This is a genomic window from Polaromonas sp. P3_B4 (genome assembly GCF_056402835.1).
In genome coordinates this window covers 2996975-3017875 of the sequence record NZ_JBFUGQ010000001.1, presented here as the reverse complement: position 1 = coordinate 3017875, position 20901 = coordinate 2996975, and the positions used below count along the sequence as shown (strand labels likewise).

Here is a 20901-nt window from a genome sequence, read left to right as displayed (position 1 = left end):
CATCATGGCCAAACAAGTCCAGGAAGCCTATATCGTCGCCGCCACCCGCACGCCCATCGGGCGCTCGGGCCGCGGCTATTTCCGCAATATGCGGCCCGACGACCTGCTGGTCAAGGCGCTGCAGGCCGCGCTGGCGCAAGTGCCTTCGCTCGATCCGAAGGCAATTGAAGACATCATCTGCGGCTGCGCGATCCCCGAAGGCCCGCAAGGCCTGAACGTGGCGCGCATAGGCGCGGTGCTGGCCGGCCTGCCCACCAGCGTGGGCGGCATCACCGTCAACCGCTTTTGCGCCTCCGGCCTCTCGGCGATCCAGATGGCGGCCGACCGCATCCGCGTGGGCGAGGCCGACGTGATGATCGCCGCCGGCACCGAGAGTATGAGCATGGTGCCCATGTCCGGCAATTCTCCTTCGCTGTCACCCAATATGTTCATGAACGACGAGAACGTCGGCATCGCCTACGGCATGGGCCTGACGGCCGAAAAGGTGGCGCAGCAATGGAAAGTTTCGCGCGAGGCGCAGGACCAGTTCGCGCTCGAGTCGCACCTCAAGGCCATCAAGGCGCAGCAGGCCGGCGAGTTCAGCAACGAGATCACGCCGGTTGAAGTGACCGACCGCACGGCCAACCTGGAAACCGGTGAAGTCATCAGCAAGACCCGCACCGTGAGCCTTGACGAAGGCCCGCGCCCCGACACCTCGCTCGAAGGCCTGGCCAAACTCAAGACGGTGTTTGCCGCGCGCGGCTCGGTCACGGCCGGGAACAGCTCGCAGACGTCCGACGGCGCGGGTGCGCTGGTGCTGGCCAGCGAAAAAGCGGTCAAGGACTTCGGCTTGAAGCCGCTGGCCCGCTTTGTCAGCTATGCCGCCAAGGGCGTGCCGCCCGAGATCATGGGCATAGGCCCGATCGAAGCCATTCCTGCTGCCTTGCGCTACGCCGGCCTCAAGCAGGAAGACATCGACTGGTTTGAACTGAACGAAGCGTTTGCCGCGCAGTCGCTGGCGGTGATCAACACACTCAAGCTCGATGCCAGCAAGGTCAACCGCATGGGCGGCGCCATCGCGCTGGGCCATCCCCTGGGCGCGACCGGTGCGATCCGCGCCGCGACCGTGATCCATGCGCTGCATCGCCATCAGCTCAAGTACGGCATGGTGACCATGTGCGTAGGTATGGGTCAGGGCGCTGCGGGTATTTTCGAACGCGTGTAAGGCCGTCGGCGGCGGCCCCGCTGTCGCGCTTGCGGCAGCGGTTATGGCAGCCGCGGGGCAGACTGGGCTTTTCCTGACTGGAGACAGAAGATGGAGCGAATCACGGTTCTGACCCAGGACTCCTGGGCGCTGGCAGCGACGGTATTTGCAGCAGACCCCGCGGACGGTCTGGCCCGCGGCGGCGTACTGCTGGCCGGTGCCATGGCCACACCGCAGCAGCACTATGAGCCTTTTGCCCGCTGGCTGGCCGCGCAAGGCTTTACCGTGCTGACGCTCGACTACCGCGGCACTTTTGCCTCCGGCGGTGAGCGCGTGGCGTCCACCGATGCCACCTTCGACACCTGGGGCCAGCAGGATGTGAGCGCCGCTGCCCGGTTCTTGCGGCAACGTGTGCCGGACCTCCCGCTTTACTACTTGGGGCACAGCCTGGGCGGGCAATTGTTTGCCAGCTCCGAAACCACTCACCTCTTTCAGCGTGCCGTCCTGGTTGCCAGCGGCAGCGGTTACTGGCCGCGCCTGCGCAACGCCGTGCCGCGTTGGGGCCTGTTTGCCGCCACCCAGATCTGGGCGCCCTTGCTGGTACCGTTGTTCGGTTATTTCCCGGGCAGAAAACTGCGCAAGGTTGGCAACATTCCCGCAGGTGTGATGCGGCAATGGACGCGCTGGTGCCGCCATCCGGACTACCTGGCGCGTGATGCCCATCAGCGTGAACGTTTTGAACGCGTAGAGACGCCCATCACCTACTTCAACTCAAGCGACGACGAGGTTTTTTCACAGTGGTCGTCAGACCGGTTTGTGGCCTTGTTCGGTGCGCGACGTGAACCGGTGCAATGCATGACCCTTGAGCCGGAAAATCTGGGTGTCAGGCATATAGGCCACTTCGGCTACTTTCGCGACAAGCTGCGTGCCAGCTTCTGGCCCCAGCTGGTTCAACACCTTCACGCCTGATGCGCGTGCCCGAGTTCAGTTCATCCATTTACAGGAGCATGTGATGCAGATGCAGATCCTCAGTTCAGGGACGGCGCAACTGTCCACTCGCGTTTATGCGCCTTCTTCGCCTGCGCGTGCCAGCGTGGTCATCGGTGGCGCCATGGGGGTGCGGCAAGACTATTACGCACCGTTTGCGCAGTGGCTTTCTGCCCAGGGCTTTTGCGTCATGACTTTTGACTACCGGGGTTCGGGCGAGTCCTTGCCCAACACCGCCAGCGGCAGCCTGCGTGGTTTCAAGGCCGACCTGCTCGACTGGGCCGCCGACTATGAGGCTGTGGTGGATGCCGCCAAGGCAGCCTTGCCGGATGCACCGCTTTACCTGCTGGGTCACAGCCTGGGCGCGCAGCTGCCGGGTTTCCTGAAGAATCAGGACAAGATCGATGGCCTGGTCAGCATCGCGGCAGGAAGCGGGTACTGGCGCGACAACGCACCGCAGCTCAGGCGCCTGATTTTGTACTTCTGGTATGTGCTGGTGCCTTTGGCCACGCGTCTTTGTGGTTATTTCCCCGGGCGCAGGTTAAAGAAAGTTGGCGACCTGCCAGCCGGCGTGATGCTGCAGTGGCGCAAGTGGTGCCTGGATCCGCACTACAGCGTGGGGGCCGAGGGAGAAAGCGCGCGGCTCAGTTATGGGCGGGTCAGTTTTCCGGTGACCGCGCTGTCCATGACCGACGACGAGCTGATGACTTGGCGCGGCACGCAAAACCTCATCAACCTGTACAGCAATGCACCGCGCAGCTTTGAACGCATCGCGCCGGCAGATCTCAAGGTCAGGCGCATCGGGCATTTTGGCTTCTTCCGGGAACAGTTCAACCAGACCTTGTGGCCCCGTGCCCAGCAGATCATCGACGGCATGACCGGTGCCGCCAAAGTCCCGGTTTGAACCGGAAAGCTCCATCACACCTGCCGACATGACAAGCACGCATTCTTTTGACGACGCGCTCAGGCTGGAAGCCGCCGGCAGCGACAGGCCCCACACCTGGCTGGGTCACAGCAGCCCCGCATACTGGAATATGGTGGGGCCCTTCGGCGGAACCACAGCGGCCACAGCCTTGCGTGCCATCCTGTTGCACCCGGCCCTGCTGGGCGAGCCGGTGGCGTTGACGGTGAACTACGCGGCGGCCATGTCCGAAGGTCCATTCACTGTCACGGCCAGGCCGGCCCGCACCAACCGCGCCACCCAGCACTGGGTGGTGGAGCTTTCGCAGGACGGCGATGCCGGAGGCGCTGTGATGACCGCCACAGCCGTTACGGCTGCGCGCCGCGAGACCTGGAGTGCCAACGACACACCCATGCCCGCGGTCACGCTTGCCGACGCTTCAGGCAGGCTGCGGTTTTCGACCTCCGCATGGACGAATCGCTACGACATGCGGCCGGTGCGCGGCGCGATTCCGCAGGTTTGGGACGGCAGCGGCACGGGCAGCCTCACGCAGCTGTGGGTGCGCGACGATCCACCGCGGCCGCTCGACTTCCCGGCGCTGGCGGCCATGTCCGACGTGTTCTATCCGCGGGTCTGGCTGCGCCGTGCCACACGTGTACCCGCCGGTACGGTGTCGATCACCACGTACTTCCACGCCGACGGCCGGCAACTGGCTGAATGCGGTGAAGGCTATTTGCTGGGGCAAGCCAGGGCCCAGGCCTTTCGCAACGGTTTTTTTGACCAGACCGCGCAGCTGTGGAGCGAAGCGGGAGTACTGCTGGCTACCAGTACGCAGGTTGTTTATTACAAAGAATAGGCCCGCGGGGGCAGCATGCATGGCTGGCCCCTACACTTGCGTCTTAACGGAAAACACATGAACACTCCCACCCCTATTTCCACCGGCAGCATTCCCGAAATCCTGAGCCACGTCGACGCGGGCGTGATGACCATCACGCTCAACCGTGTGGACAAAAAAAATTCCATCACCTCCGCCATGTATGGCGCCATGGCCGACGCACTGGAGTCGGCCCACCACGATGCAGCCGTGCGTGTGGTGGTGATCCAGGGACATGAAACCATCTTTTCCGCCGGTAACGATATCGGCGATTTCCTGAACAAGCCGCCTTCAACGCCCGATTCGCCGGTCTTCCGTTTCCTGCGCGGCATCAGCAGCTTTCCCAAACCGCTGATAGCCGCTGTGTGCGGCCCCGCGGTCGGCATAGGCACCACGCTGCTGCTGCACTGCGATCTGGTCTACGCCGGAGACAACGCTGCGTTTTCCATGCCCTTCGTCAACCTGGGCCTGTGCCCTGAAGCCGCGTCGAGCTTTCTGGTGCCGCAGCTCATGGGTTACCCACGTGCCGCCGAGGCACTGCTGCTGGGCGAACCTTTCATGGCCGAGACCGCACTGGAGATCGGCCTGATCAACCGCATCGTGCCGCCCGCCGAAGCCAATGCACTGGCTCAGCGGCAGGCGCAAAAGCTGGTCGCCAAACCGCTCAGCGCGCTGATGGAAACCAAGCGCCTCATGAAAAAAGGCAACGCCACCCTCGTGGCAGAGCGTATGGCCGAAGAAGGCGTGAGTTTCGGCCGCATGCTGGGTGAGCCCGCGGCGCGCGAAGCCTTCTCTGCCTTCATGGAGAAGCGCAAGCCGGATTTCAGCGCCGTCTGAGTTTCTCGCTCCTTCCCCCGCTGGGGGAAAGAGAGGGGACTCGCGACTTTTAGATATCGAACCGGATCCCTTGTGCCAAAGGCAGGCTGCTGCCGTAGTTGACCGTGTTGGTCGCGCGGCGCATATAGGCCTTCCACGAATCGGAGCCCGACTCGCGTCCACCGCCGGTTTCTTTCTCACCACCAAAGGCACCACCGATTTCCGCACCGCTGGTGCCGATATTGACGTTGGCAATGCCGCAGTCGGAACCGCGCGCTGAGGTGAACTGTTCGGCTTCCCGCAAGTCCTGCGTGAAGACGGCCGACGACAGGCCGTGCGCCACGGCGTTGTTCAGTGCGATGGCTTCGTCAAAATTGTCGTAGGGAACCACATACAAAATCGGCGCGAAGGTCTCGTGCAGCATGGGGCCGGCCTGCTCCTTCAGTTCCACGATGGCGGGGCGCACATAGTGGGCTGATCCGTCGCCCGGTTGGCGCTCGCCGAAATGCACCGTGGCGCCCAGCTTCTTCGCTTCGCCCAGGGCCAACTGCATGACGTCAAATGCGCGGCCATCGATCAAGGGGCCGACCAGCGTGCCGTCTTTGAGCGGGTTGCCGATGGGAAGGCGTTCAAAGACGGCCACCAGGCGGTTGACCAGCTCCGGGTAGATCGAGCGGTGAACGATCAGGCGGCGCAGGCTTGTGCAGCGTTGGCCCGCAGTTCCCGCCGCCGCGAACGCCGCGCCGCGCACCACCAGCTCCAGATTTGCCGACGGGCAGACGATGGCCGCGTTGTTGCCGCCCAGCTCCAGCAGCGAGCGTTTGAAAAGGCCGGCGCAGGCAATCGCCACGTTCTTGCCCATGGCGGTGGAGCCGGTGGCGCTCACCAACTTCACATGCGGGTGCTTGACCAGCACCTCGCCGGTGGCGCGCTCGCCGATCAGCAGCTCGCTCAGTCCTTCGGTGGCCAGGCCGAGGTCTTTCGCCGTTTGCAGCAGCAGGCCGTTGAGGGCGATGGCCGACAGCGGTGTTTTCTCTGACGGCTTCCAGGCCAGCGTGTTGCCGCATACCAGCGCGAGCGCGGCGTTCCAGGCAAACACCGCCATCGGGAAGTTGAAGGCCGAGATGATGCCGACCACGCCCACGGGGTGCCAGGTTTCCAGCAGCTTGTGGTCGGGCCGCTCGCTGGCAATCGTGAGGCCGTAGAGCTGGCGCGAAAGGCCCACGGCGAACTCGCAGATGTCGATGACTTCCTGCACCTCGCCCAGGCCTTCCTGCAAAATCTTGCCGGTCTCCAGCGAGATCAGCCGGCCCAGCTCTGCCTTGTGGCGGCGCACGGTTTCGCCAAAAGCGCGCACCAGTTCACCGCGTTTGGGTGCGGGCACATTGCGCCAGGCTATGAAACGCTGGTGTGCGCCGTTCAGTGCGCTGTCGACTTCGTTGGCGCTGTGGATGGCTACGCGCGCCAGGAGGCTGCCATCGATGGGAGTGACCACTTCGATGGCCGCGGACGCCTTGCTGCCGAGGTCGGCGTTGACGCCCAGGGTTTTAAAGAGGGATGAAACGTCGCTGGAGTGACTCATGCGGAAGTCCTTTCGTGGGTTGTCCTGAAATCGGAAGCGGTGTGGGTGGCGAGGCTTTGCAGCCCGCGGCCCAGGCGCTCGGCGCCTTGCTGCAGCGCGGCCTGTGATGGGTTGGCAAAACTCAAACGCAACCAGGGTTGTGCGGCGTTGCTGATGCTGAAGGCGGCGCCTGGTACTACCAGCACTCGATGCCGAAGCCCGAAGTCCACCCAATCTTTTGTCGGCAACAGGGGCAAGTCCCTGCGCAGTCGTGCCCAGACAAACATGCCGCCTTGCGGCGCATCGAATTCGAGCCACCCGCCGGCATGCGCGCGCAAGGCGTTGGCCAGCGTGGCGCCTTTGGCCGCGTAGGCTGTGCGCAGCGAGGCCAGGTGCGACGCGAGGCGGTAGGAGCCCAGCATGGTCGCCAGCGTGAGTTGCTCCAGCGAACCGCTGTGCACGTCGGCCGCCTGCTTGGCCAGTACCACCGCGCGCAGAATGTCCGCCGGTGCGAGCAGCACACCCAGGCGAAGGGCAGGGGCCACCACTTTGGAGTAGCTGGTCATGTAGGCGACCTGCGCGGACGAGCCGGCCTGCTGGTTGAGTTGTGCGAGCGGAGGTGGCGGCGCCTCGCCAAACCACAACTCACCATACGGGTCGTCTTCCATCAAGGTCACGCCGTATTGCGCGGCCAGTTCGAGCAGGCGCACGCGCCGCGCCAGCGGCATCACGGCGCCGGTCGGGTTGGCAAAGTTGGGCACCACATACAGCACGCGCGGGCGTTCGGCCTGCAGAATGGATTCGAGCCGGTCGATATCCATGCCCTGTGCGTCGGTTGGGACTTCAATCAGCCGCGCGCCCGCAAAACGAAAAGCCTGCAGTGCCGCAGGATAGTTAAACGACTCGACCGCGATGCCTTCGCCCGGTTCGATGAGTACGCGGGCCAGCAAATCGATGGCCTGCTGCGAACCGGTGGTAATGAGCAACTCGCTCGCCTTGGCCGCCAGTCCGCGGTGTGTGAGCAGGGCCGCGCTGGCTTCACGCAGCTCGGGCAGGCCTTCGGTAGCGCCGTACTGCAGGTTGCGGCCTTGCAGTTTGCCGGTCACGTCCTGCAGCGATTCACGCAGCCAGTCGGCAGGCAGCAGGGCCGGATCGGGATGCCCGCCAGCCAGCGAAATCATGCCCTCCTGGCCGGCCAGTGCCAGCATGGCGCGTATCGGTGAGCCGCTGGCCTGCGCGTACAGCGCACGCACAGCGCTCATGCGCGTGCAGCCGTCATGCCGAAAATGCCGGTGGCGTTGCCGGCGTCAAAGGCCAGGTCCAGCCGCGGCGCCTGCACGGGGTCGTTTGCGGCGATGGGTATCAGTGCATCACGTGTGATGAATTCATAGAAGGATCCCGGCACGTCGCGCGTGACGCGGCCCTGCGCGGTGATGAACTCGCGCTGCACCGTGGCCGCACGGAAGGCCGTCTGCCGCACACGCCCGCTGGCCGACACCTCGACCTTGTCCTTGATGGGCCGGCCCAGCGCGCGCTGGCGTTCGGCCACCGCGTCCACGTCACTCACACGGTCGGTGGCATGGTTGAAGGCATTGCCTTCGGTGGCAATCCACGCCATCTCGGCGGATTCGGCCAGCAGCAATTCATAGTCGTCCATGCCAAACACGCCGTGCTGGCGGTCAAAGCATTGCAGCAGCTGTGGCAGCAAGCGCAGTGCCTGTGCCAGGGGCAGCATGCCATCGCGTGTGAGCTGCTCCAGGTCGGCCACGTCCTGCGGGCCCAGTGGATCGCGCGAGGTCGACAGCACGCGTGTCACGGCCGACTGGAAGGGCGTGGAGAACTGCTCGGGGTGCAGTTCAGACACAAAAAACTGCGCGATGTCTTCAGGAAAATCGCGGTGGCTGTAGGCGCGTCCGGTCATCTTCAGGCGCGGCAGCGGGTAGGTGCCCTGCAGTTCAAAACCCAGCGGGCGCAGCACGCGGGTGAAGGCCGCTTCGCCCGCGGGCAGGGCGCCGCTGGCCCAGCGCACGGTACGCAGCGCGCCGTGGTCAAACACCACCTGGCGCTTTTGCGCCACCACGTCGCTGGCGATATAGTCCTGCCCGGCCGGCACACGCTGCACCAGGCCGTGAAACAGCGCCATGTTCAGCGCCTGGGCCAACTCGGCCCGGGTGACGATGCCCGAAGCGGCTTGCTGTAGCGACGGGTGAACGTACATCTGTTCATGGATATTTTTGACGGCTTCGGCTGGCAGGCAGCAGGCGAGGAGCTTCTGAAGATGGGTCATATCAGTCGTGTAATTGGCAGGTGAAAGCCGGATTTTCGGCAGTTTCAGCGCCACGCACAAAGGATGTATTTCGATGGAGCCATGAGATATATTCATGCGATGCGCCGAAAAATCCCATCCACCCAGGCCCTGCTGGCCTTTGAAGCGGCGGCCCATCGCGGCAGCTTTACGCTGGCGGCGCAAGACCTCTCGGTGAGCCAGAGCGCGGTCAGCCACCAGATTCTGGGCCTCGAGCAGGATCTGGACGTGAGCCTTTTCCTGCGCCTGCCTCGCCAGCTGGAACTGACGGACGCCGGCCGCTCGTTGCTGGCGCGTGTCAGCCCCGCGCTGGATTCACTCGAGGCCGCCATGCTGGACCTGGTGTCCTCCAAAGGCGAGGGCGGCACGCTGGAGCTGGGCGTGGTGCCCACCTTTGCCACCAAGTGGCTGATCCCGCGCATGCCGTCTTTTTTGAAAGCGCACCCGCATGTGACGCTGAACCTGGCCACGCGCCTGCAGCCTTTTGATTTTTCACTGACGGGGCTGGACGCTGCCATCCATTACGGCCGGCCCGACTGGCCCGGTACCGAGTCTGAATACCTGATGGGTGAAGACAGCGTGGTGGTGTGCAGCCCGGCGCTCATGAAAAAGCGGCAACTGCGCCGCCCCGCCGATGTTCTGAAGTTCACCCTCATCCACCAGAGCACGCGCCCGCATGCCTGGCGCGACTGGTTCCAGCTGGCCGGCATTGACGACGCGCAAGGCGCAGGCACGGGCCCCAAATACGAACTCTTTTCCATGATCGCGCAGGCAGTGAAGGCCGGGCTGGGGCTGGCGGTGCTGCCGCGCTTTCTGGTGGCCGACGACATCGCCGACGGCACGCTGGCTGTGCCCTTTGATCTTTCGCTGAGCTCTGACTTTGCCTACTACCTGGTCTGGCCTTCACAGAAAACCAGTTGGCGGCCGTTGGTGCAGCTGCGCGGCTGGTTGCGCGAGCAGGCGATTTCTTTGCCTTGATCCCGCGTGCCTCAGTCGACGCTTTTTCCTGAGTTCCATAGCTGTACAAGGCCCAGAGCCAGCATGAGCGTCCCCAGTGCCATCCAGATGCCGATAATTCCGCGCGGCCCCATCACTTCGAAGGCCCAGATCTTTGTCCAGGCCCACTTGCCGGTAAAGGGCGGAACGGAAGGCGTGAGCCATTCCATCCAGGCCAGGCAAAACGAAATCGCTGCGATTCCCAGTTTTGCAATGGCGCGCTCTTTGACCGAAAAGCCCGCGCGTTGCTTCTTGGCGAGTTCGTTGTCCATGGGGCTCCTTCTTTTAAGCCTGGCAGAAAAATTGTCGTTGTGTGAGTGTCTCAGGTGCTGTCCGCTGGAGCCAGGCTCTGCGCCGGCCGCCGCAGCGTGCTGTCAAACGGATTGATTTGCGCGCTGATGGCCGTGGCTTCGCGCTTGAGCAGCTCCACCACCGTGGGCAGGCGATCGGGGCTCAGGCGTGACGAGATCGTGCCCACGCTGAGCGCGGCGACGGCGCGGCCTTCGCGGTCCAGCACCGGCACACCGACGCCGGCCATGCCGTCGAGCAGGTTGGTGTTGCGCCCGGCGTAGCCAAGCTCGCGCACGCGCTCAATCTCGGTGCGCAGATACACCTCGTCGTACACACCGAACTCGCGCACACGCGGCAGGTTGTAGCGGATCACTTCTTCACGCTCTGTCTCGGGCAAGAAAGCCAGGATGGCCAGACCGCCCTGGCCCATGCCCAGCGCCACGCGACCGCCGATGTCGCCAGTGAAAGAGCGGATGGGAAACGGGCCTTCGCTGCGGTCCAGGCAGACGGCGTCAAAGCCGCTGCGCACCAGCAAAAAGATGGTGTCACCCAGGCTGGCGCACAGCCGCAGCATTGAAGGCCGGCACAGGCTGCGCAGGTCCATGGTGTTACCTGCCTGCGCGGCCAGTGCAAAAAAATCAATGCTCAGGCGATACAGCTTTGAGCCTGTTTCCTGCTCCACCACACGCTCGGCCACCAGGCTTTGCAGGATGCGGTGCGTGGTGGCTTGCGTGAGGCCTGTGGCCTTGGCGACGTGCGTGATGCGCCCACCCTTGGCCTGCGTGGCCGCCAGTGCCCGGATGATGGAAAAGGCGCGCTGCACGCTGCTGGAGCTATTGTCTTCATCTTTCATGGCGTCTCCTTTGGCGGAATCAGTATGGCGTTAAGTGTATATAAATTCCATTTAACGGAATAAATCAAATAAAGATATCTCTATACGGAATAACCTATTGACGATTTTTTATAGGATGCCATAGCATGAAGTCATCAGGGTGTCATCGTTTTGCACGTCGTTTGTCTGTGCGGCGCTGGTCATTCCCTTTGTTGCAGAGGTGCTCCCCATGTCTTTTTTGACCCTGGCGAATGTGAACAAGTCTTACGGCGCTACCCGCGCCGTGGCCGACATGAACCTGTCGGTGGAAAAGGGCGAATTCGTCTCGCTGCTCGGTCCTTCGGGCTGCGGCAAGACCACCACCTTGCAGATGATTGCGGGCTTTTGTGAGGTGACGTCGGGTCAGGTCACGCTGGACGGCCGCGACATCACCCACGCCAAACCCAATTCGCGCGGCCTGGGCATCGTGTTCCAGAGCTATGCGCTCTTCCCCCACATGAGCGTGTATGACAACGTCAGTTTCGGCCTGGAGATGCGCCGTGTGCCCAAAGAAGAACGTGCCGAGCGCGTGAAAGCCGCGCTGGCTCTGGTGCATCTTGAGGCGCACGCCACACGCTACCCGCGTGAGCTGTCGGGCGGCCAGCGCCAGCGCGTGGCCCTGGCGCGTGCGTTGGTCATTTCGCCGCCGGTGCTGCTGCTGGATGAGCCGCTGTCCAATCTCGACGCCAAGTTGCGTGAAGAGATGCAGTTTGAGCTGCGGCAGATCCAGCGCAAGGTCGGCACCACCACCGTGATGGTCACGCACGACCAGACCGAGGCGATGTCTATCAGCGACCGCGTGGTGGTGATGGAAGCCGGCCGCGTGACGCAGATCGACGAGCCGTACCGCCTGTATGAACACCCGCAGACACGCTTTATCTCCAGTTTTGTCGGCAAGGCCAATTTGCTGGAAGGCCGTGTGATGGCCACCGGCCCTTGGGCCACCGTGCATGTGGGCAGCAACGTGCCGCTGGAGCTTCAGGCCCCTGGCGTGTCAGAGGGCGACGCCGTGGTGCTGAGTCTGCGTCCCGAAAAAATCCGCCTGGTGCCTGAAGCCCAGGGCCGTATAGGCGGCACGGTGCATGAACGTTTTTTCCTCGGCAGCCAATGGCTCTACCAGGTGTCGACCGCCGCTGGCAAGCTCGCAGTGGTCAGCCCCAATGACGGCACGGCGCCCGCCGAAGAAGGCGCCAACGTGGGCCTGGACTGGGCCGCCCAGCAGGTGCGCCTGCTGCCCGGCGCACAAGGGGTGCCGGCGTGAACAGTACGGCCGTGGCTGCACCGATGACATCGGCCCGGGCCAGTGCATCGCGCACGCCCTGGCTGCTGTCAGCGCCGGCCTTCACGCTGTTTGCCTGCCTGTTGCTGGTGCCGCTGGCGCTCACGGCAGTGCTGTCCTTCCAGGTGTTTGACCACGCCACCGGCGTGAAGAACAGTTTCACCCTGGCGCATTACGCCGCCGTGCTGACAGACGACTACTACCACGGCATCTTCTGGCGCACGCTGTGGATTTCGGCGCTCACCACGCTGATCTGCATCGTTGTCGGCGCGCCCGAAGCGTATGTGCTCAGCCGCATGCGCAGCCCCTGGCGCTCGATTTTGCTGCTGGTGGTGCTGGCGCCGCTGCTGGTGTCGGTGGTGGTGCGGGCGTTTGGGTGGAGCATGCTGCTCGGCCCCGAAGGCGTGGTCAACCAGGCCATGCGCGCCGTGGGCCTGCCGTCGATGCGCATTCTCTACACCGAAGCCGCCGTGGTCATCGCGCTGGTGCATGTGATGCTGCCTTTCATGGTGATCCCGGTATGGACATCGTTGCAGAAGCTGGACCCGGGTGTGGAAGACGCGGCGCTGTCGCTGCAGGCCTCGCACTTCACCACCTTGCGCCGCATCATCTTTCCGCAGGTGCTGCCGGGCATCCTGTCGGGCAGCCTGATCGTGTTCGGCCTGAGCGCCAGCGCCTTCGCCATCCCGGGCCTGCTGGGCGGGCGGCGTTTGAAGATGGTGGCGACGGTGGTGTATGACGAATACCTGCACGAGCTCAACTGGCCGCTGGGCGCGGCGATCGCGCTCACTCTGCTTCTGGCCAACCTGGCCATCATGCTGAGCTACAACCGCGTCCTTGAGCGCTCTTATAAAAAGTCTTTGGGGTAATTTCATGCCTACTTCAGCCCGATACGTCGTTGCCCCGCCTTGCCGTGCTACAGCACTGTCTGCGGCGGTGCGCCTAGTCTCGAACTGAATTAGACATGGAATAGAAAGTCAAGCATGTCCAAAAACGGTCCCCTCGCGCTGCTCTTCAACGCGCTCGTCATCACCTTCATGCTGGCGCCGCTGGTCATTGTGTGCGTGGTGGCCTTCACGCCCGGCAACACGCTGGCCATTCCGACCACGGAGTTTTCATTGCGCTGGTTCCGCGCGGTGTTTGCGCACTCCGATTTTGTGCAGTCCTTCAAGAACAGCCTCTGGCTGGCGTCGATATCTGCGACGCTGGCTACGCTGCTGGCTGTACCGGCCGGGCTGGCGATTGCCCGCCATACCTTCCCAGGCCGTGATTTTCTCAATGGCCTGTTTCTTTCGCCGCTGATCATTCCACATCTGGTGTTGGGTGTGGCCTTGCTGCGCACCTTCTCGCTGATCGGCGCGACCGGCAGCTTTTTCTGGCTGGCGCTGGCGCACGTGGTCATCATCACGCCCTATGTGCTGCGGCTGGTGCTGGCTTCGGTTGAAGGCAGCGACCGCAGCGCTGAGCAGGCGGCCCTCTCGCTGGGTGCGAGCCAGGCGACGGTGTTTGTTCGCGTGACGCTGCCGATGATCCTGCCTGGCGTTACCGGCGGCTGGCTGCTCGCTTTTATCAACAGCTTTGATGAGGTGACCATGTCGATCTTTGTCACTGCGCCCTCCACCGTGACCTTGCCGGTGCGGATGTACATGTATGCGACCGAGTCGATAGACCCCTTGATGGCGGCCGTCTCGGCCCTCATGGTGGCGCTCACGGCTGTGGCCATGCTGGTGCTGGACCGCATCTACGGCCTCGACAAGATCCTGGTCGGACACAAATGAAATCAACCATTGAAATTGCCGGGGTGAGCCACAAGCCTGCAGCCCTGCTTCACCGCCTGGCCGAAGGCAACCGCAAACCGGTGAACTTTGTGCTCAATGGGCAAGCCCTGAAGGCCCTGGCCGGCGACACCGTGCTGACGGCGGTGCTGACGCACGGCGCGCAGTTGCGCTTCAGCGAATTCAGCGGTGAGCCGCGCGCCGGCTTTTGCCTGATGGGCGCCTGCCAGGACTGCTGGGTCGCGACCGAATCGGGCCGGCGCCTGCGTGCCTGCAGCACCTTCATCGAAGAAGGCATGCGGCTGGTGACTGGCGCGGAGGGACCGGTATGAGCACGCAGGCGGTGATTGTGGGCGCCGGCCCGGCAGGCGTGCGCGCTGCCGAGGCGCTGGTGGCGCACGGCCTGCGTCCCGTGGTGGTGGACGAAGCGCCGCGCTGGGGCGGGCAGATCTACCGCCAGCCGCCCGCGGGTTTCTCGCGGCCCAAAGAGGCTCTTTATGGTTTTGAAGCCGGGCGCGCCGACGCGGTACATGAGGCCATGGCCGGCATCCTGGACAAGGTCGATTACCGCCCCGACACCCTGGTCTGGAGCGCTGAAGGCGGCAAGCTCGACTTGCTTCATCACGGGCTGATGAGCACGCTGCGCTACAGCCACCTCATTGTTGCCACCGGCGCGGCGGACCGTGTCCTGCCTTTTCCAGGCTGGACTTTGCCCGGCGTCTACACGCTGGGCGCCGCGCAGGTGGCCCTGAAATTCCAGGGCTGCGCGATTGGTTCGCGCGTGGTGTTTGCCGGCACGGGGCCGCTGCTGTATTTGATTGCTTACCAGTATGCCAGGGCCGGCGCCAAAGTTGCGGCGGTACTTGATACGGCCAGTTTTGCAGGCAAGGCTGCCGCCGTGCCCGCCATGCTGCGCCAGCCGGCGCTGTTGGCCAAGGGCCTTTATTACCTGGGCTGGTTGCGCATGCATGGCATCGCGGTGCACCAGGGCGTGGAGCTGGTACGCGCCACAGGCGACGAATGCGTGCAGGCTATGCACTGGCGCAAGGCCGGCCGAACGCACGAGATCGCCTGCGACGGCGTGGGTTTTGGCTACGCGCTGCGGCCCGAGACGCAACTGGCCGATTTGCTGGGCTGCCGTTTTCGCTATGACAGCCTGCAGCGCGGCGCATTGCCCGAGCGCGACGCCATGGGCCGCTCCAGCGTGGCAGGTGTTTACCTGGCCGGCGATGGTGCCGGCATCATGGGCGCTGATGCCGCGGAATGGGCTGGCGAGCGTGCCGCGCTGGCGCTGCTCGCGGACACCGGACACAGGATCGATGTGGCACGCGCGGCCTCGCTCGAAAACCAGCTTTCGCGTACGGCGGCCTTCCGGGAAGGACTGGAGCGGGCCTTTCCATTTCCCGCTGGTTGGGCTGCAGCCGCCCCTGATGAACTGGTGGTCTGCCGCTGTGAAGAAATCACCGCGGGCGAGTTGCGCCAGTGCGTGGCCGACACTGGCGCGCGCGAGATGAACCGCCTCAAGGCGCTGACGCGGGTGGGCATGGGGCGCTGCCAGGGGCGTACCTGCGGCGTGGCGGCGGCGGAAATCCTTGCGCAGGCCTGCGCTGTACAGCCAGATGGTGTCGGCCGGCTGCGCGGGCAGTCGCCCATCAAGCCGCTGCCATTTTCGGCCATGGCCGTCCAGGCGATGAAGCAGGAGGGCGTGTAATGGAATGCGTCACGGCCGACGTTGCGATTGTGGGCGGCGGCATCATGGGCTCGTCGGCGGCCCTGTTCCTGCGCCGCATGGCTTTGTCGGTCGTGCTGCTCGAGCGTGATCTGTGCGGTTCGCGCTCCAGCGGTGTCAACTACGGCGGCGTGCGCCGCCAGGGCCGGCCGATCAGCCAGCTGCCGCTTTCGCAGCGCGCGCAGGGCTTGTGGGCGCAATTGCCCGAACTGATCGGCATCGACGGCGAATACCTCCCTTCGGGTCACCTCAAGATCGCGCGCAGCGAAGCCGACATGGTCTCGCTCGAAAGCTACCGCGAGCGCACGTTGGGCTTCGGCATGGATTTGCAGATGCTCTCCATGCGTGCCTTGCGCGAACGCTGCCCGTGGCTGGGAAGAGCTGCCATAGGTGCGTCGCTGTGCCCCGGTGACGGACAGGCCAACCCGCGTCTCGTGTCGCCGGCCTTTGCACTGGCCGCGCGCAAGCTCGGCGCCGACGTGCGCGAACAGACCCGCGTGGATGAAGTGGCGCGCGACGGAGCGGTGTTTGTACTGCGTTCGGGCGATGCGCTGGAGGTTCGCGCCAAGCACCTGCTCAATTGCGCGGGCGCATGGGCAGGCGCCCTCGCGGCGCAGTTCGGTGAGCCGGTGCCCATGGAGGCCGGTCATCCCGAGATGGTGGTGACCGAGCCTCTACCCGCATTCATGAACCTCAGCCTCGGCGTGGAGGGCGGCGGCGTCTATGCCCGCCAGGTAGCGCGCGGCAACTGCGTCATCGGTGGCGGCCGGGGTTACGCGCTGGACGACCAGCGTGCCCGCGCACAGCGCAGCGGCCTGGCCGGCCTGATGCAGCAAACCGTCGAGCTGCTGCCGGCGCTGAAACACGCGCACATCATCCGCACCTGGAGCGGCACCGAAGGTTACCTGCCCGACCGCCAGCCGGTCATAGGACCGAGCGCCACCACACCGGGCCTGATTCATGCATTCGGATTCGCTGGCGGCGGCTTCCAGCTGGGGCCGGGTGTGGGCGCGGTGCTGGCTGAGCTGGTGCAAAGCGGCGAGAGTGCCACGCCTATCGACGCTTTTTCGATTGAACGCTTTTCCGCAAACCCGCGTGCGACAACCGCCGGGCTTGTTTCTTCCACCGTTGTCTAGTCCTCTTCTCCATAGTCCTCCTCGATTTCACTGCCTTCACTTCACCAACGCCACCAGGAGCTTTCCATGAACATCTCCCTACGATTCCTGACCGCCCGCGCTACAGCGGTGTCGCTTGCCGTTGCAGCCGCCGGCCTGGCCGGCGGAAACGCCATGGCCCAGACCAAGACGCTGTACATCGGCATGAACGGCGGCACCATGGAAAAAACCTACACCGAGAACGTCTTCGGTGCATTCGAGAAGGCCAACAACGTCAAGGTCGTGGTCGTGCCCGGCACTTCCTCGGATATCCTGGCCAAGGCGCAGGCCAACAAGGACAACCCGCAGATGCACGTGATGTTCCTGGACGACGGCATCATGTACCGCGCCATCGGCATGGGCCTGTGCGAGAAGATGCAGGCCACCCCTGCGCTGAATGACCTGTTTCCCACGGCACGCTTCAAGGGCGATATGGCCGCCGGCGTCAACATCGGCATGACCGGCATTGCCTACAACAAGAAGATGTTCACCGAAAAAGGCTGGGCTCCGCCCACCTCGTGGATGGACATGGCCAACCCGAAGTACAAGGGCAAGGTGGTGTTCCAGTCGCTGTCGTCGTCGACCTTCGGCCTGCACGGCTTCCTGCTGTTCAACCGCATCCAGGGCGGCAACGACAAGAACGTGGAGCCCGGCTTCAAGGCCTGGCCCACGACCATAGGACCCAATGTGCTCGAGTACATCCCGAGCTCGGCCAAGCTGGCTGAAATGGTGCAGACCGGCGAGGCCGCGATGTTCCCCCTCACGCCCACCGCCGTCGGCGTGCTCAAGGAAAAAGGCCTGCCGGTGGAATATGTGCAGCCCAAGGAAGGCTCGGCCGTGCTGACGGTCGGTGAATGCGTGATTGCGAAGAACAGTGAACCCGCGCTGGCCCACAAGCTTGCCCAGTACCTGCTGTCGCCTGAGGCGCAGGCTGCGGCGCTGGAGTTTGGCGACCAGATCCCGTCCAACCCCAAAACCAAGGCCAGTGGCAAGGCTGCCGCGCTTGTGACCCAGATGAACACCTACATGAAGACGGCGACTACGGTGGATTGGGATGCCATCAACGAGAACCGCCCAGCCTGGAATGCGCGCTGGAACAAGACAGTCGAGCGCTGATCATCCATTGCCAGCGCCTTTCGCAGGCGCATGCAAAAACCCGAAGCAGGCTTCCTGAGTCACTTCGGGTTTTGTACTTTTAGGTCCTCGGGTCAATAGGGATGTGCGCGAGAAGCTACTAAATCTATAGCAATTTAATTGTGCCGGCCGCGCAGCAAACGCAAGCCATTGCCCACCACCAGCAGGCTGGCGCCCATGTCGGCAAACACCGCCATCCACATCGTCGCCGTGCCGAAAACGGCCAGGAGCAGGAAGATGCCTTTGATGCCCAGTGCCAGGCTGATGTTCTGCCACAGGATGGCGTGCGTGCGTTTTGACAGCCGCACCGTTTCGGCCACCCGCTCCAGGTTGTCGTTCATGATCACCACGTCGGCCGCTTCCATGGCTGTGTCGGCGCCGGCGCCGCCCATGGCGAAGCCGATGTCGGCCTGCGCCAGCGCCGGTGCGTCGTTGATGCCATCGCCCGTCATGCCGGTGGCGCCGTAGTGCCGCTGCATTTCGCGAATGGCGTCGAGCTTGGCCTCGGGCAGCAGGTCGCCGCGGGCGTCGTCGATGCCGGCCTGGCTTGCGATGGCGCGCGCCGTGGCGGCGTTGTCACCGGTCAGCATCACGGGCGTGACGCCCAGCGCCTTCAGGTCGGCAATCGCCTGCCGGGACGTTGGCTTGATGGTGTCGGCCACTGCGAACAGGGCCAGCACGCGCGTGCCGTCGGCCAGCAGTGTCACCGTGCGGCCTTGCTGTTCATGCCGGGCGAGTTCAGTTTCCAGCTCCACGCCGCACAAGCCCAGCTCATGGATAAGGCGGTGATTGCCCAACACGAGGCGCTGGCCCTGGGCCGTTCCCTCAACGCCCCGGCCCGGCAGGGCCTTGAAGGCTTGCACGTCGGCGGCTTCGGTGTTCAGGCCCGCTGCAATCGCTTTGGAAACCGGATGATCAGATCGTGAGGCCATGCCGGCGGCCAGCTGTGCGGCCACCGCTGCGTCTGCATTGCCCCAGGTACGCCAATCCACCAACTGGGGCTTGCCCTCCGTGATGGTGCCGGTCTTGTCGAGCGCAATGGCTTTGAGCAGGCGCGCCTGCTCGAGGTAGGTGCCGCCCTTGATCAGGATGCCCCGGCGCGCGGCGGCCGAGAGCCCGCTCACCACCGTGACGGGCGTGGAAATCACCAGGGCGCAGGGGCAGGCGATTACCAGCAGCACCAGCGCCTTGTAGATCGACTCCTGCCAGCTCAGGCCCGCCAGCAGCGGCATCAACACGGCGACCGCAACGGCGATGGCGAACACGGCCGGCGTGTAGACGGCGGCAAAGCGGTCGACAAAACGTTGCGTGGGCGCACGGCTGCCCTGGGCTTGCTCGACAGCGTGGATGATGCGTGCCAGCGTGGTGTTGCCGGCCGCCGCCGTGACGCGGATCTCGATCTCACCGGTTTCGTTGACGGTGCCCGCAAAGACGCTGTCGCCGGGCTCCTTGTCGACCGGAATGCTTTCGCCGGTGATGGGCGCCTGGTTGACCGCGCTGCTGCCCTGGGTCACCAGGCCGTCCAGCGGTATGCGCTCGCCGGGGCGTATGCGCACCAGGGCCTGCAGCGGCACGGCGGCCACCGGCGTGTTGGCCCACGCGCCGTCTTCGCCCTGCATCAAGGCCTGTTCTGGCGCCATGTCCAGCAGGCCCTTGATGGCATTGCGCGCGCGGTCCACGGCTTTGGCTTCGATCAGCTCGGCAATGGCATAGAGCGCCATCACCATCGCGGCTTCCGGCCACTGCCCGATCAGGAAAGCGCCGGTGACGGCGACCGACATCAGCGCGTTGATGTTGAGCCTGCCGCGCAGCAGGGCGGCCATGCCCTTTTTATAGGTGTCCAGGCCGGCCAGGCCAATAGCCAGCGCCGCCACCGCCATGCCGGCGATTTTCCAGGCCAGCAGCTCGGGCGCGAAAAATGACACAGCCTCGGCGCCCACGGCCAGCAGCAGCGCCGCGGCCAGGCGGGTGGCGCCGCTGCCAAAGCCGCCGTCATGGCTGTGGTCGTGCGCATGCCCCTCATGGTCATGGCCGCCTGTATGCGTGCTGGCACCCTGGGCAGGCTGAGGGTCAAACCCGGCCTTGCGGATCGCGTCCAGGGCAGTCGCACAGGCTTCTTCGCTGGCGTCTATTCGCAGCGTGCGTGCGCCCAGCTGGAAGCCCAGCGACCGGATACCGGCGATCGGCTCCAGCGCGCGCCGGATGTCAGACTCTTCGGCGCTGCAGTCCATGGTGGCGATGCGGAAAATCCGCCCCGCGGCACCCGTGGCATTGGATACAGGTGCGTGTGTGGCGTGGGCGCCGCCACAGCAGTCGCCGGTAGGGGCATCGAGGCCGGAAACAAGGTTTTTTTCAGATTTCATGGCCTAATTGGAAACCCTGTAGCGGCCTTAGAGTCAAGCTGGCTGCTGAAGTGACCCTACAGCGATGTTGGGACGATGTTCAAGGAGTCGCCATGAAAATCGGAGAACTGGCCAAAACCGCGCAGACCCAGACGGAAACCATTCGTTACTACGAACGTGAGGGTCTGTTGCCCGAAGCGGCGCGCACCGACGCCAATTACCGCATCTATGACGAAAGCCATGTGCAGCGCCTGGCCTTCATACGCCACTGCCGGTCGCTGGACATGACGCTGGCGGAAATTCGCGCGCTGCTGAACTTCAAGGACGCGCCGGCCGGCAGCTGCGACGACGTCAACAGCCTGCTGGACGAGCACATCAGCCACGTCGCCACACGCATCCGCGAACTCAAGGCGCTGGAAAAAGACCTCAAGATTTTGCGTGAGCAGTGCGCCAGCGGCCAGGCCGCGGGCGACTGCGGCATCCTCAGCGGCCTGGAAAAAGCTGCACTGCGGCAAAGCCAGAACCGTACCCCCGCCGGGCGCGGCCATGCGCATATCCACGGCGCGCACCCGCAGGTCGGTGTGCCCGCCAAAGAAGAGGGCCGCCAAAAGCCCGCTACCGGCAAGGCGGCTGCCGAGCGCAAGTGACGAAACGCGGCCCGGTATTTTTACAAAGCACTTGCTTGCTAAAAATACAGGGTTTT

Annotated in this window: 20 protein-coding genes; 14 read left to right on the top strand and 6 right to left on the bottom strand. The window is 64.3% G+C overall.

Annotated elements, in window-relative coordinates:
* The first annotated feature begins 4 nt into the window (after positions 1 to 4).
* The 5 genes from AC1DVV_RS14350 (at position 5) to AC1DVV_RS14330 (ending at position 4782) form a co-directional block, all read left to right on the top strand.
* A complete protein-coding gene (locus AC1DVV_RS14350; protein ID WP_457281174.1) occupies positions 5 to 1204 on the top strand; it encodes an acetyl-CoA C-acyltransferase in 1200 nt (399 codons plus the stop codon).
* A gap of 90 nt (positions 1205 to 1294) precedes the next feature.
* Positions 1295 to 2152 carry an alpha/beta hydrolase family protein gene (locus AC1DVV_RS14345; protein WP_477702142.1) on the top strand — a complete coding sequence of 286 codons (858 nt, stop codon included), beginning with the start codon at positions 1295 to 1297 and terminating at the stop codon, positions 2150 to 2152.
* Positions 2153 to 2195: 43 nt separating this feature from the next.
* On the top strand, positions 2196 to 3074 hold the full coding sequence (locus AC1DVV_RS14340) for an alpha/beta hydrolase family protein (protein ID WP_477689636.1): 879 nt from the start codon (positions 2196 to 2198) through the stop codon (positions 3072 to 3074).
* A gap of 28 nt (positions 3075 to 3102) precedes the next feature.
* Positions 3103 to 3927 carry an acyl-CoA thioesterase gene (locus AC1DVV_RS14335; protein ID WP_477702141.1) on the top strand — a complete coding sequence of 275 codons (825 nt, stop codon included), beginning with the start codon at positions 3103 to 3105 and terminating at the stop codon, positions 3925 to 3927.
* Positions 3928 to 3984: 57 nt separating this feature from the next.
* Positions 3985 to 4782 carry an enoyl-CoA hydratase gene (locus AC1DVV_RS14330; protein ID WP_477666589.1) on the top strand — a complete coding sequence of 266 codons (798 nt, stop codon included), beginning with the start codon at positions 3985 to 3987 and terminating at the stop codon, positions 4780 to 4782.
* A 49-nt stretch (positions 4783 to 4831) separates the two neighbouring features.
* Here AC1DVV_RS14330 and amaB read toward each other — a convergent pair whose 3' ends face one another.
* The 3 genes from amaB to AC1DVV_RS14315 are packed head-to-tail and all read right to left on the bottom strand — an operon-like array spanning position 4832 to position 8609.
* Positions 4832 to 6343: an L-piperidine-6-carboxylate dehydrogenase gene (gene amaB / locus AC1DVV_RS14325; RefSeq protein ID WP_477702140.1), complete on the bottom strand. Its 1512-nt coding sequence runs from the start codon at positions 6341 to 6343 to the stop codon at positions 4832 to 4834.
* Entirely contained in the window at positions 6340 to 7584 is a 1245-nt protein-coding gene (locus tag AC1DVV_RS14320) for an aminotransferase-like domain-containing protein (protein WP_477702139.1), read from the bottom strand. The genes amaB and AC1DVV_RS14320 overlap by 4 nt, the downstream gene beginning before the upstream one ends.
* Positions 7581 to 8609 carry a 2-oxoadipate dioxygenase/decarboxylase family protein gene (locus AC1DVV_RS14315; protein WP_477702138.1) on the bottom strand — a complete coding sequence of 343 codons (1029 nt, stop codon included), beginning with the start codon at positions 8607 to 8609 and terminating at the stop codon, positions 7581 to 7583. Before AC1DVV_RS14315 ends, AC1DVV_RS14320 begins: the two co-directional genes overlap by 4 nt.
* Positions 8610 to 8690: 81 nt before the next feature.
* Here AC1DVV_RS14315 and AC1DVV_RS14310 point away from each other — a divergent pair, with 81 nt between their 5' ends.
* Positions 8691 to 9605 (top strand): LysR family transcriptional regulator, encoded by a 915-nt coding sequence (locus AC1DVV_RS14310; protein WP_457281166.1) that lies wholly within the window; start codon positions 8691 to 8693, stop codon positions 9603 to 9605.
* Positions 9606 to 9616: 11 nt separating this feature from the next.
* Here AC1DVV_RS14310 and AC1DVV_RS14305 read toward each other — a convergent pair whose 3' ends face one another.
* Together AC1DVV_RS14305 and AC1DVV_RS14300 are read right to left on the bottom strand one after the other, a co-directional pair.
* A complete protein-coding gene (locus AC1DVV_RS14305) occupies positions 9617 to 9895 on the bottom strand; it encodes a hypothetical protein (protein ID WP_457281165.1) in 279 nt (92 codons plus the stop codon).
* 50 nt (positions 9896 to 9945) lie between these two features.
* Positions 9946 to 10767 (bottom strand): IclR family transcriptional regulator, encoded by an 822-nt coding sequence (locus tag AC1DVV_RS14300; protein ID WP_477666592.1) that lies wholly within the window; start codon positions 10765 to 10767, stop codon positions 9946 to 9948.
* Positions 10768 to 10975: 208 nt separating this feature from the next.
* Between AC1DVV_RS14300 and AC1DVV_RS14295 the strand changes: the two genes are divergently transcribed.
* From AC1DVV_RS14295 to AC1DVV_RS14265, 7 genes are all read left to right on the top strand, one after another.
* Positions 10976 to 12046: an ABC transporter ATP-binding protein gene (locus AC1DVV_RS14295; protein ID WP_477666593.1), complete on the top strand. Its 1071-nt coding sequence runs from the start codon at positions 10976 to 10978 to the stop codon at positions 12044 to 12046.
* A 23-nt stretch (positions 12047 to 12069) separates the two neighbouring features.
* Positions 12070 to 12933, top strand: coding sequence for an ABC transporter permease (locus AC1DVV_RS14290; RefSeq protein ID WP_457281644.1), 864 nt, complete (start codon positions 12070 to 12072; stop codon positions 12931 to 12933).
* A 114-nt stretch (positions 12934 to 13047) separates the two neighbouring features.
* A complete protein-coding gene (locus AC1DVV_RS14285) occupies positions 13048 to 13842 on the top strand; it encodes an ABC transporter permease (RefSeq protein ID WP_477695862.1) in 795 nt (264 codons plus the stop codon).
* Positions 13839 to 14171 carry a (2Fe-2S)-binding protein gene (locus AC1DVV_RS14280; RefSeq protein ID WP_477702136.1) on the top strand — a complete coding sequence of 111 codons (333 nt, stop codon included), beginning with the start codon at positions 13839 to 13841 and terminating at the stop codon, positions 14169 to 14171. Before AC1DVV_RS14285 ends, AC1DVV_RS14280 begins: the two co-directional genes overlap by 4 nt.
* Entirely contained in the window at positions 14168 to 15550 is a 1383-nt protein-coding gene (locus tag AC1DVV_RS14275; protein WP_477689645.1) for an FAD/NAD(P)-dependent oxidoreductase, read from the top strand. The genes AC1DVV_RS14280 and AC1DVV_RS14275 overlap by 4 nt, the downstream gene beginning before the upstream one ends.
* Complete coding sequence (locus AC1DVV_RS14270; RefSeq protein WP_477702135.1) at positions 15550 to 16704, top strand: NAD(P)/FAD-dependent oxidoreductase; 1155 nt, start codon at positions 15550 to 15552, stop codon at positions 16702 to 16704. The genes AC1DVV_RS14275 and AC1DVV_RS14270 overlap by 1 nt, the downstream gene beginning before the upstream one ends.
* 66 nt (positions 16705 to 16770) lie before the next feature.
* A complete protein-coding gene (locus tag AC1DVV_RS14265; RefSeq protein ID WP_457281158.1) occupies positions 16771 to 17838 on the top strand; it encodes an ABC transporter substrate-binding protein in 1068 nt (355 codons plus the stop codon).
* A gap of 134 nt (positions 17839 to 17972) precedes the next feature.
* On the opposite strand, the gene AC1DVV_RS14260 is transcribed toward AC1DVV_RS14265, so the two are convergent.
* Entirely contained in the window at positions 17973 to 20219 is a 2247-nt protein-coding gene (locus tag AC1DVV_RS14260) for a heavy metal translocating P-type ATPase (RefSeq protein WP_477702134.1), read from the bottom strand.
* 92 nt (positions 20220 to 20311) lie between these two features.
* Here AC1DVV_RS14260 and cadR point away from each other — a divergent pair, with 92 nt between their 5' ends.
* Positions 20312 to 20845 carry a Cd(II)/Pb(II)-responsive transcriptional regulator gene (gene cadR, locus AC1DVV_RS14255; RefSeq protein WP_477689647.1) on the top strand — a complete coding sequence of 178 codons (534 nt, stop codon included), beginning with the start codon at positions 20312 to 20314 and terminating at the stop codon, positions 20843 to 20845.
* Positions 20846 to 20901 lie beyond the last annotated feature (56 nt).

What these genes read in the sequence shown, in the direction of transcription:
- AC1DVV_RS14320 (WP_477702139.1), bottom strand. Translation starts at nt 7,584, where the DNA reads ATGAGCGCTGTGCGTGCGCTGTACGCGCAGGCCAGCGGCTCACCGATA.
- AC1DVV_RS14345 (WP_477702142.1), top strand. Translation starts at nt 1,295, where the DNA reads ATGGAGCGAATCACGGTTCTGACCCAGGACTCCTGGGCGCTGGCAGCG.
- AC1DVV_RS14280 (WP_477702136.1), top strand. Translation starts at nt 13,839, where the DNA reads ATGAAATCAACCATTGAAATTGCCGGGGTGAGCCACAAGCCTGCAGCC.
- AC1DVV_RS14300 (WP_477666592.1), bottom strand. Translation starts at nt 10,767, where the DNA reads ATGAAAGATGAAGACAATAGCTCCAGCAGCGTGCAGCGCGCCTTTTCC.
- AC1DVV_RS14260 (WP_477702134.1), bottom strand. Translation starts at nt 20,219, where the DNA reads ATGAAATCTGAAAAAAACCTTGTTTCCGGCCTCGATGCCCCTACCGGC.
- AC1DVV_RS14265 (WP_457281158.1), top strand. Translation starts at nt 16,771, where the DNA reads ATGAACATCTCCCTACGATTCCTGACCGCCCGCGCTACAGCGGTGTCG.
- AC1DVV_RS14335 (WP_477702141.1), top strand. Translation starts at nt 3,103, where the DNA reads ATGACAAGCACGCATTCTTTTGACGACGCGCTCAGGCTGGAAGCCGCC.
- AC1DVV_RS14290 (WP_457281644.1), top strand. Translation starts at nt 12,070, where the DNA reads ATGACATCGGCCCGGGCCAGTGCATCGCGCACGCCCTGGCTGCTGTCA.
- AC1DVV_RS14285 (WP_477695862.1), top strand. Translation starts at nt 13,048, where the DNA reads ATGTCCAAAAACGGTCCCCTCGCGCTGCTCTTCAACGCGCTCGTCATC.
- AC1DVV_RS14330 (WP_477666589.1), top strand. Translation starts at nt 3,985, where the DNA reads ATGAACACTCCCACCCCTATTTCCACCGGCAGCATTCCCGAAATCCTG.
- AC1DVV_RS14295 (WP_477666593.1), top strand. Translation starts at nt 10,976, where the DNA reads ATGTCTTTTTTGACCCTGGCGAATGTGAACAAGTCTTACGGCGCTACC.
- AC1DVV_RS14350 (WP_457281174.1), top strand. Translation starts at nt 5, where the DNA reads ATGGCCAAACAAGTCCAGGAAGCCTATATCGTCGCCGCCACCCGCACG.
- AC1DVV_RS14310 (WP_457281166.1), top strand. Translation starts at nt 8,691, where the DNA reads ATGAGATATATTCATGCGATGCGCCGAAAAATCCCATCCACCCAGGCC.
- AC1DVV_RS14315 (WP_477702138.1), bottom strand. Translation starts at nt 8,609, where the DNA reads ATGACCCATCTTCAGAAGCTCCTCGCCTGCTGCCTGCCAGCCGAAGCC.
- AC1DVV_RS14305 (WP_457281165.1), bottom strand. Translation starts at nt 9,895, where the DNA reads ATGGACAACGAACTCGCCAAGAAGCAACGCGCGGGCTTTTCGGTCAAA.
- cadR (WP_477689647.1), top strand. Translation starts at nt 20,312, where the DNA reads ATGAAAATCGGAGAACTGGCCAAAACCGCGCAGACCCAGACGGAAACC.
- amaB (WP_477702140.1), bottom strand. Translation starts at nt 6,343, where the DNA reads ATGAGTCACTCCAGCGACGTTTCATCCCTCTTTAAAACCCTGGGCGTC.
- AC1DVV_RS14275 (WP_477689645.1), top strand. Translation starts at nt 14,168, where the DNA reads ATGAGCACGCAGGCGGTGATTGTGGGCGCCGGCCCGGCAGGCGTGCGC.
- AC1DVV_RS14270 (WP_477702135.1), top strand. Translation starts at nt 15,550, where the DNA reads ATGGAATGCGTCACGGCCGACGTTGCGATTGTGGGCGGCGGCATCATG.
- AC1DVV_RS14340 (WP_477689636.1), top strand. Translation starts at nt 2,196, where the DNA reads ATGCAGATGCAGATCCTCAGTTCAGGGACGGCGCAACTGTCCACTCGC.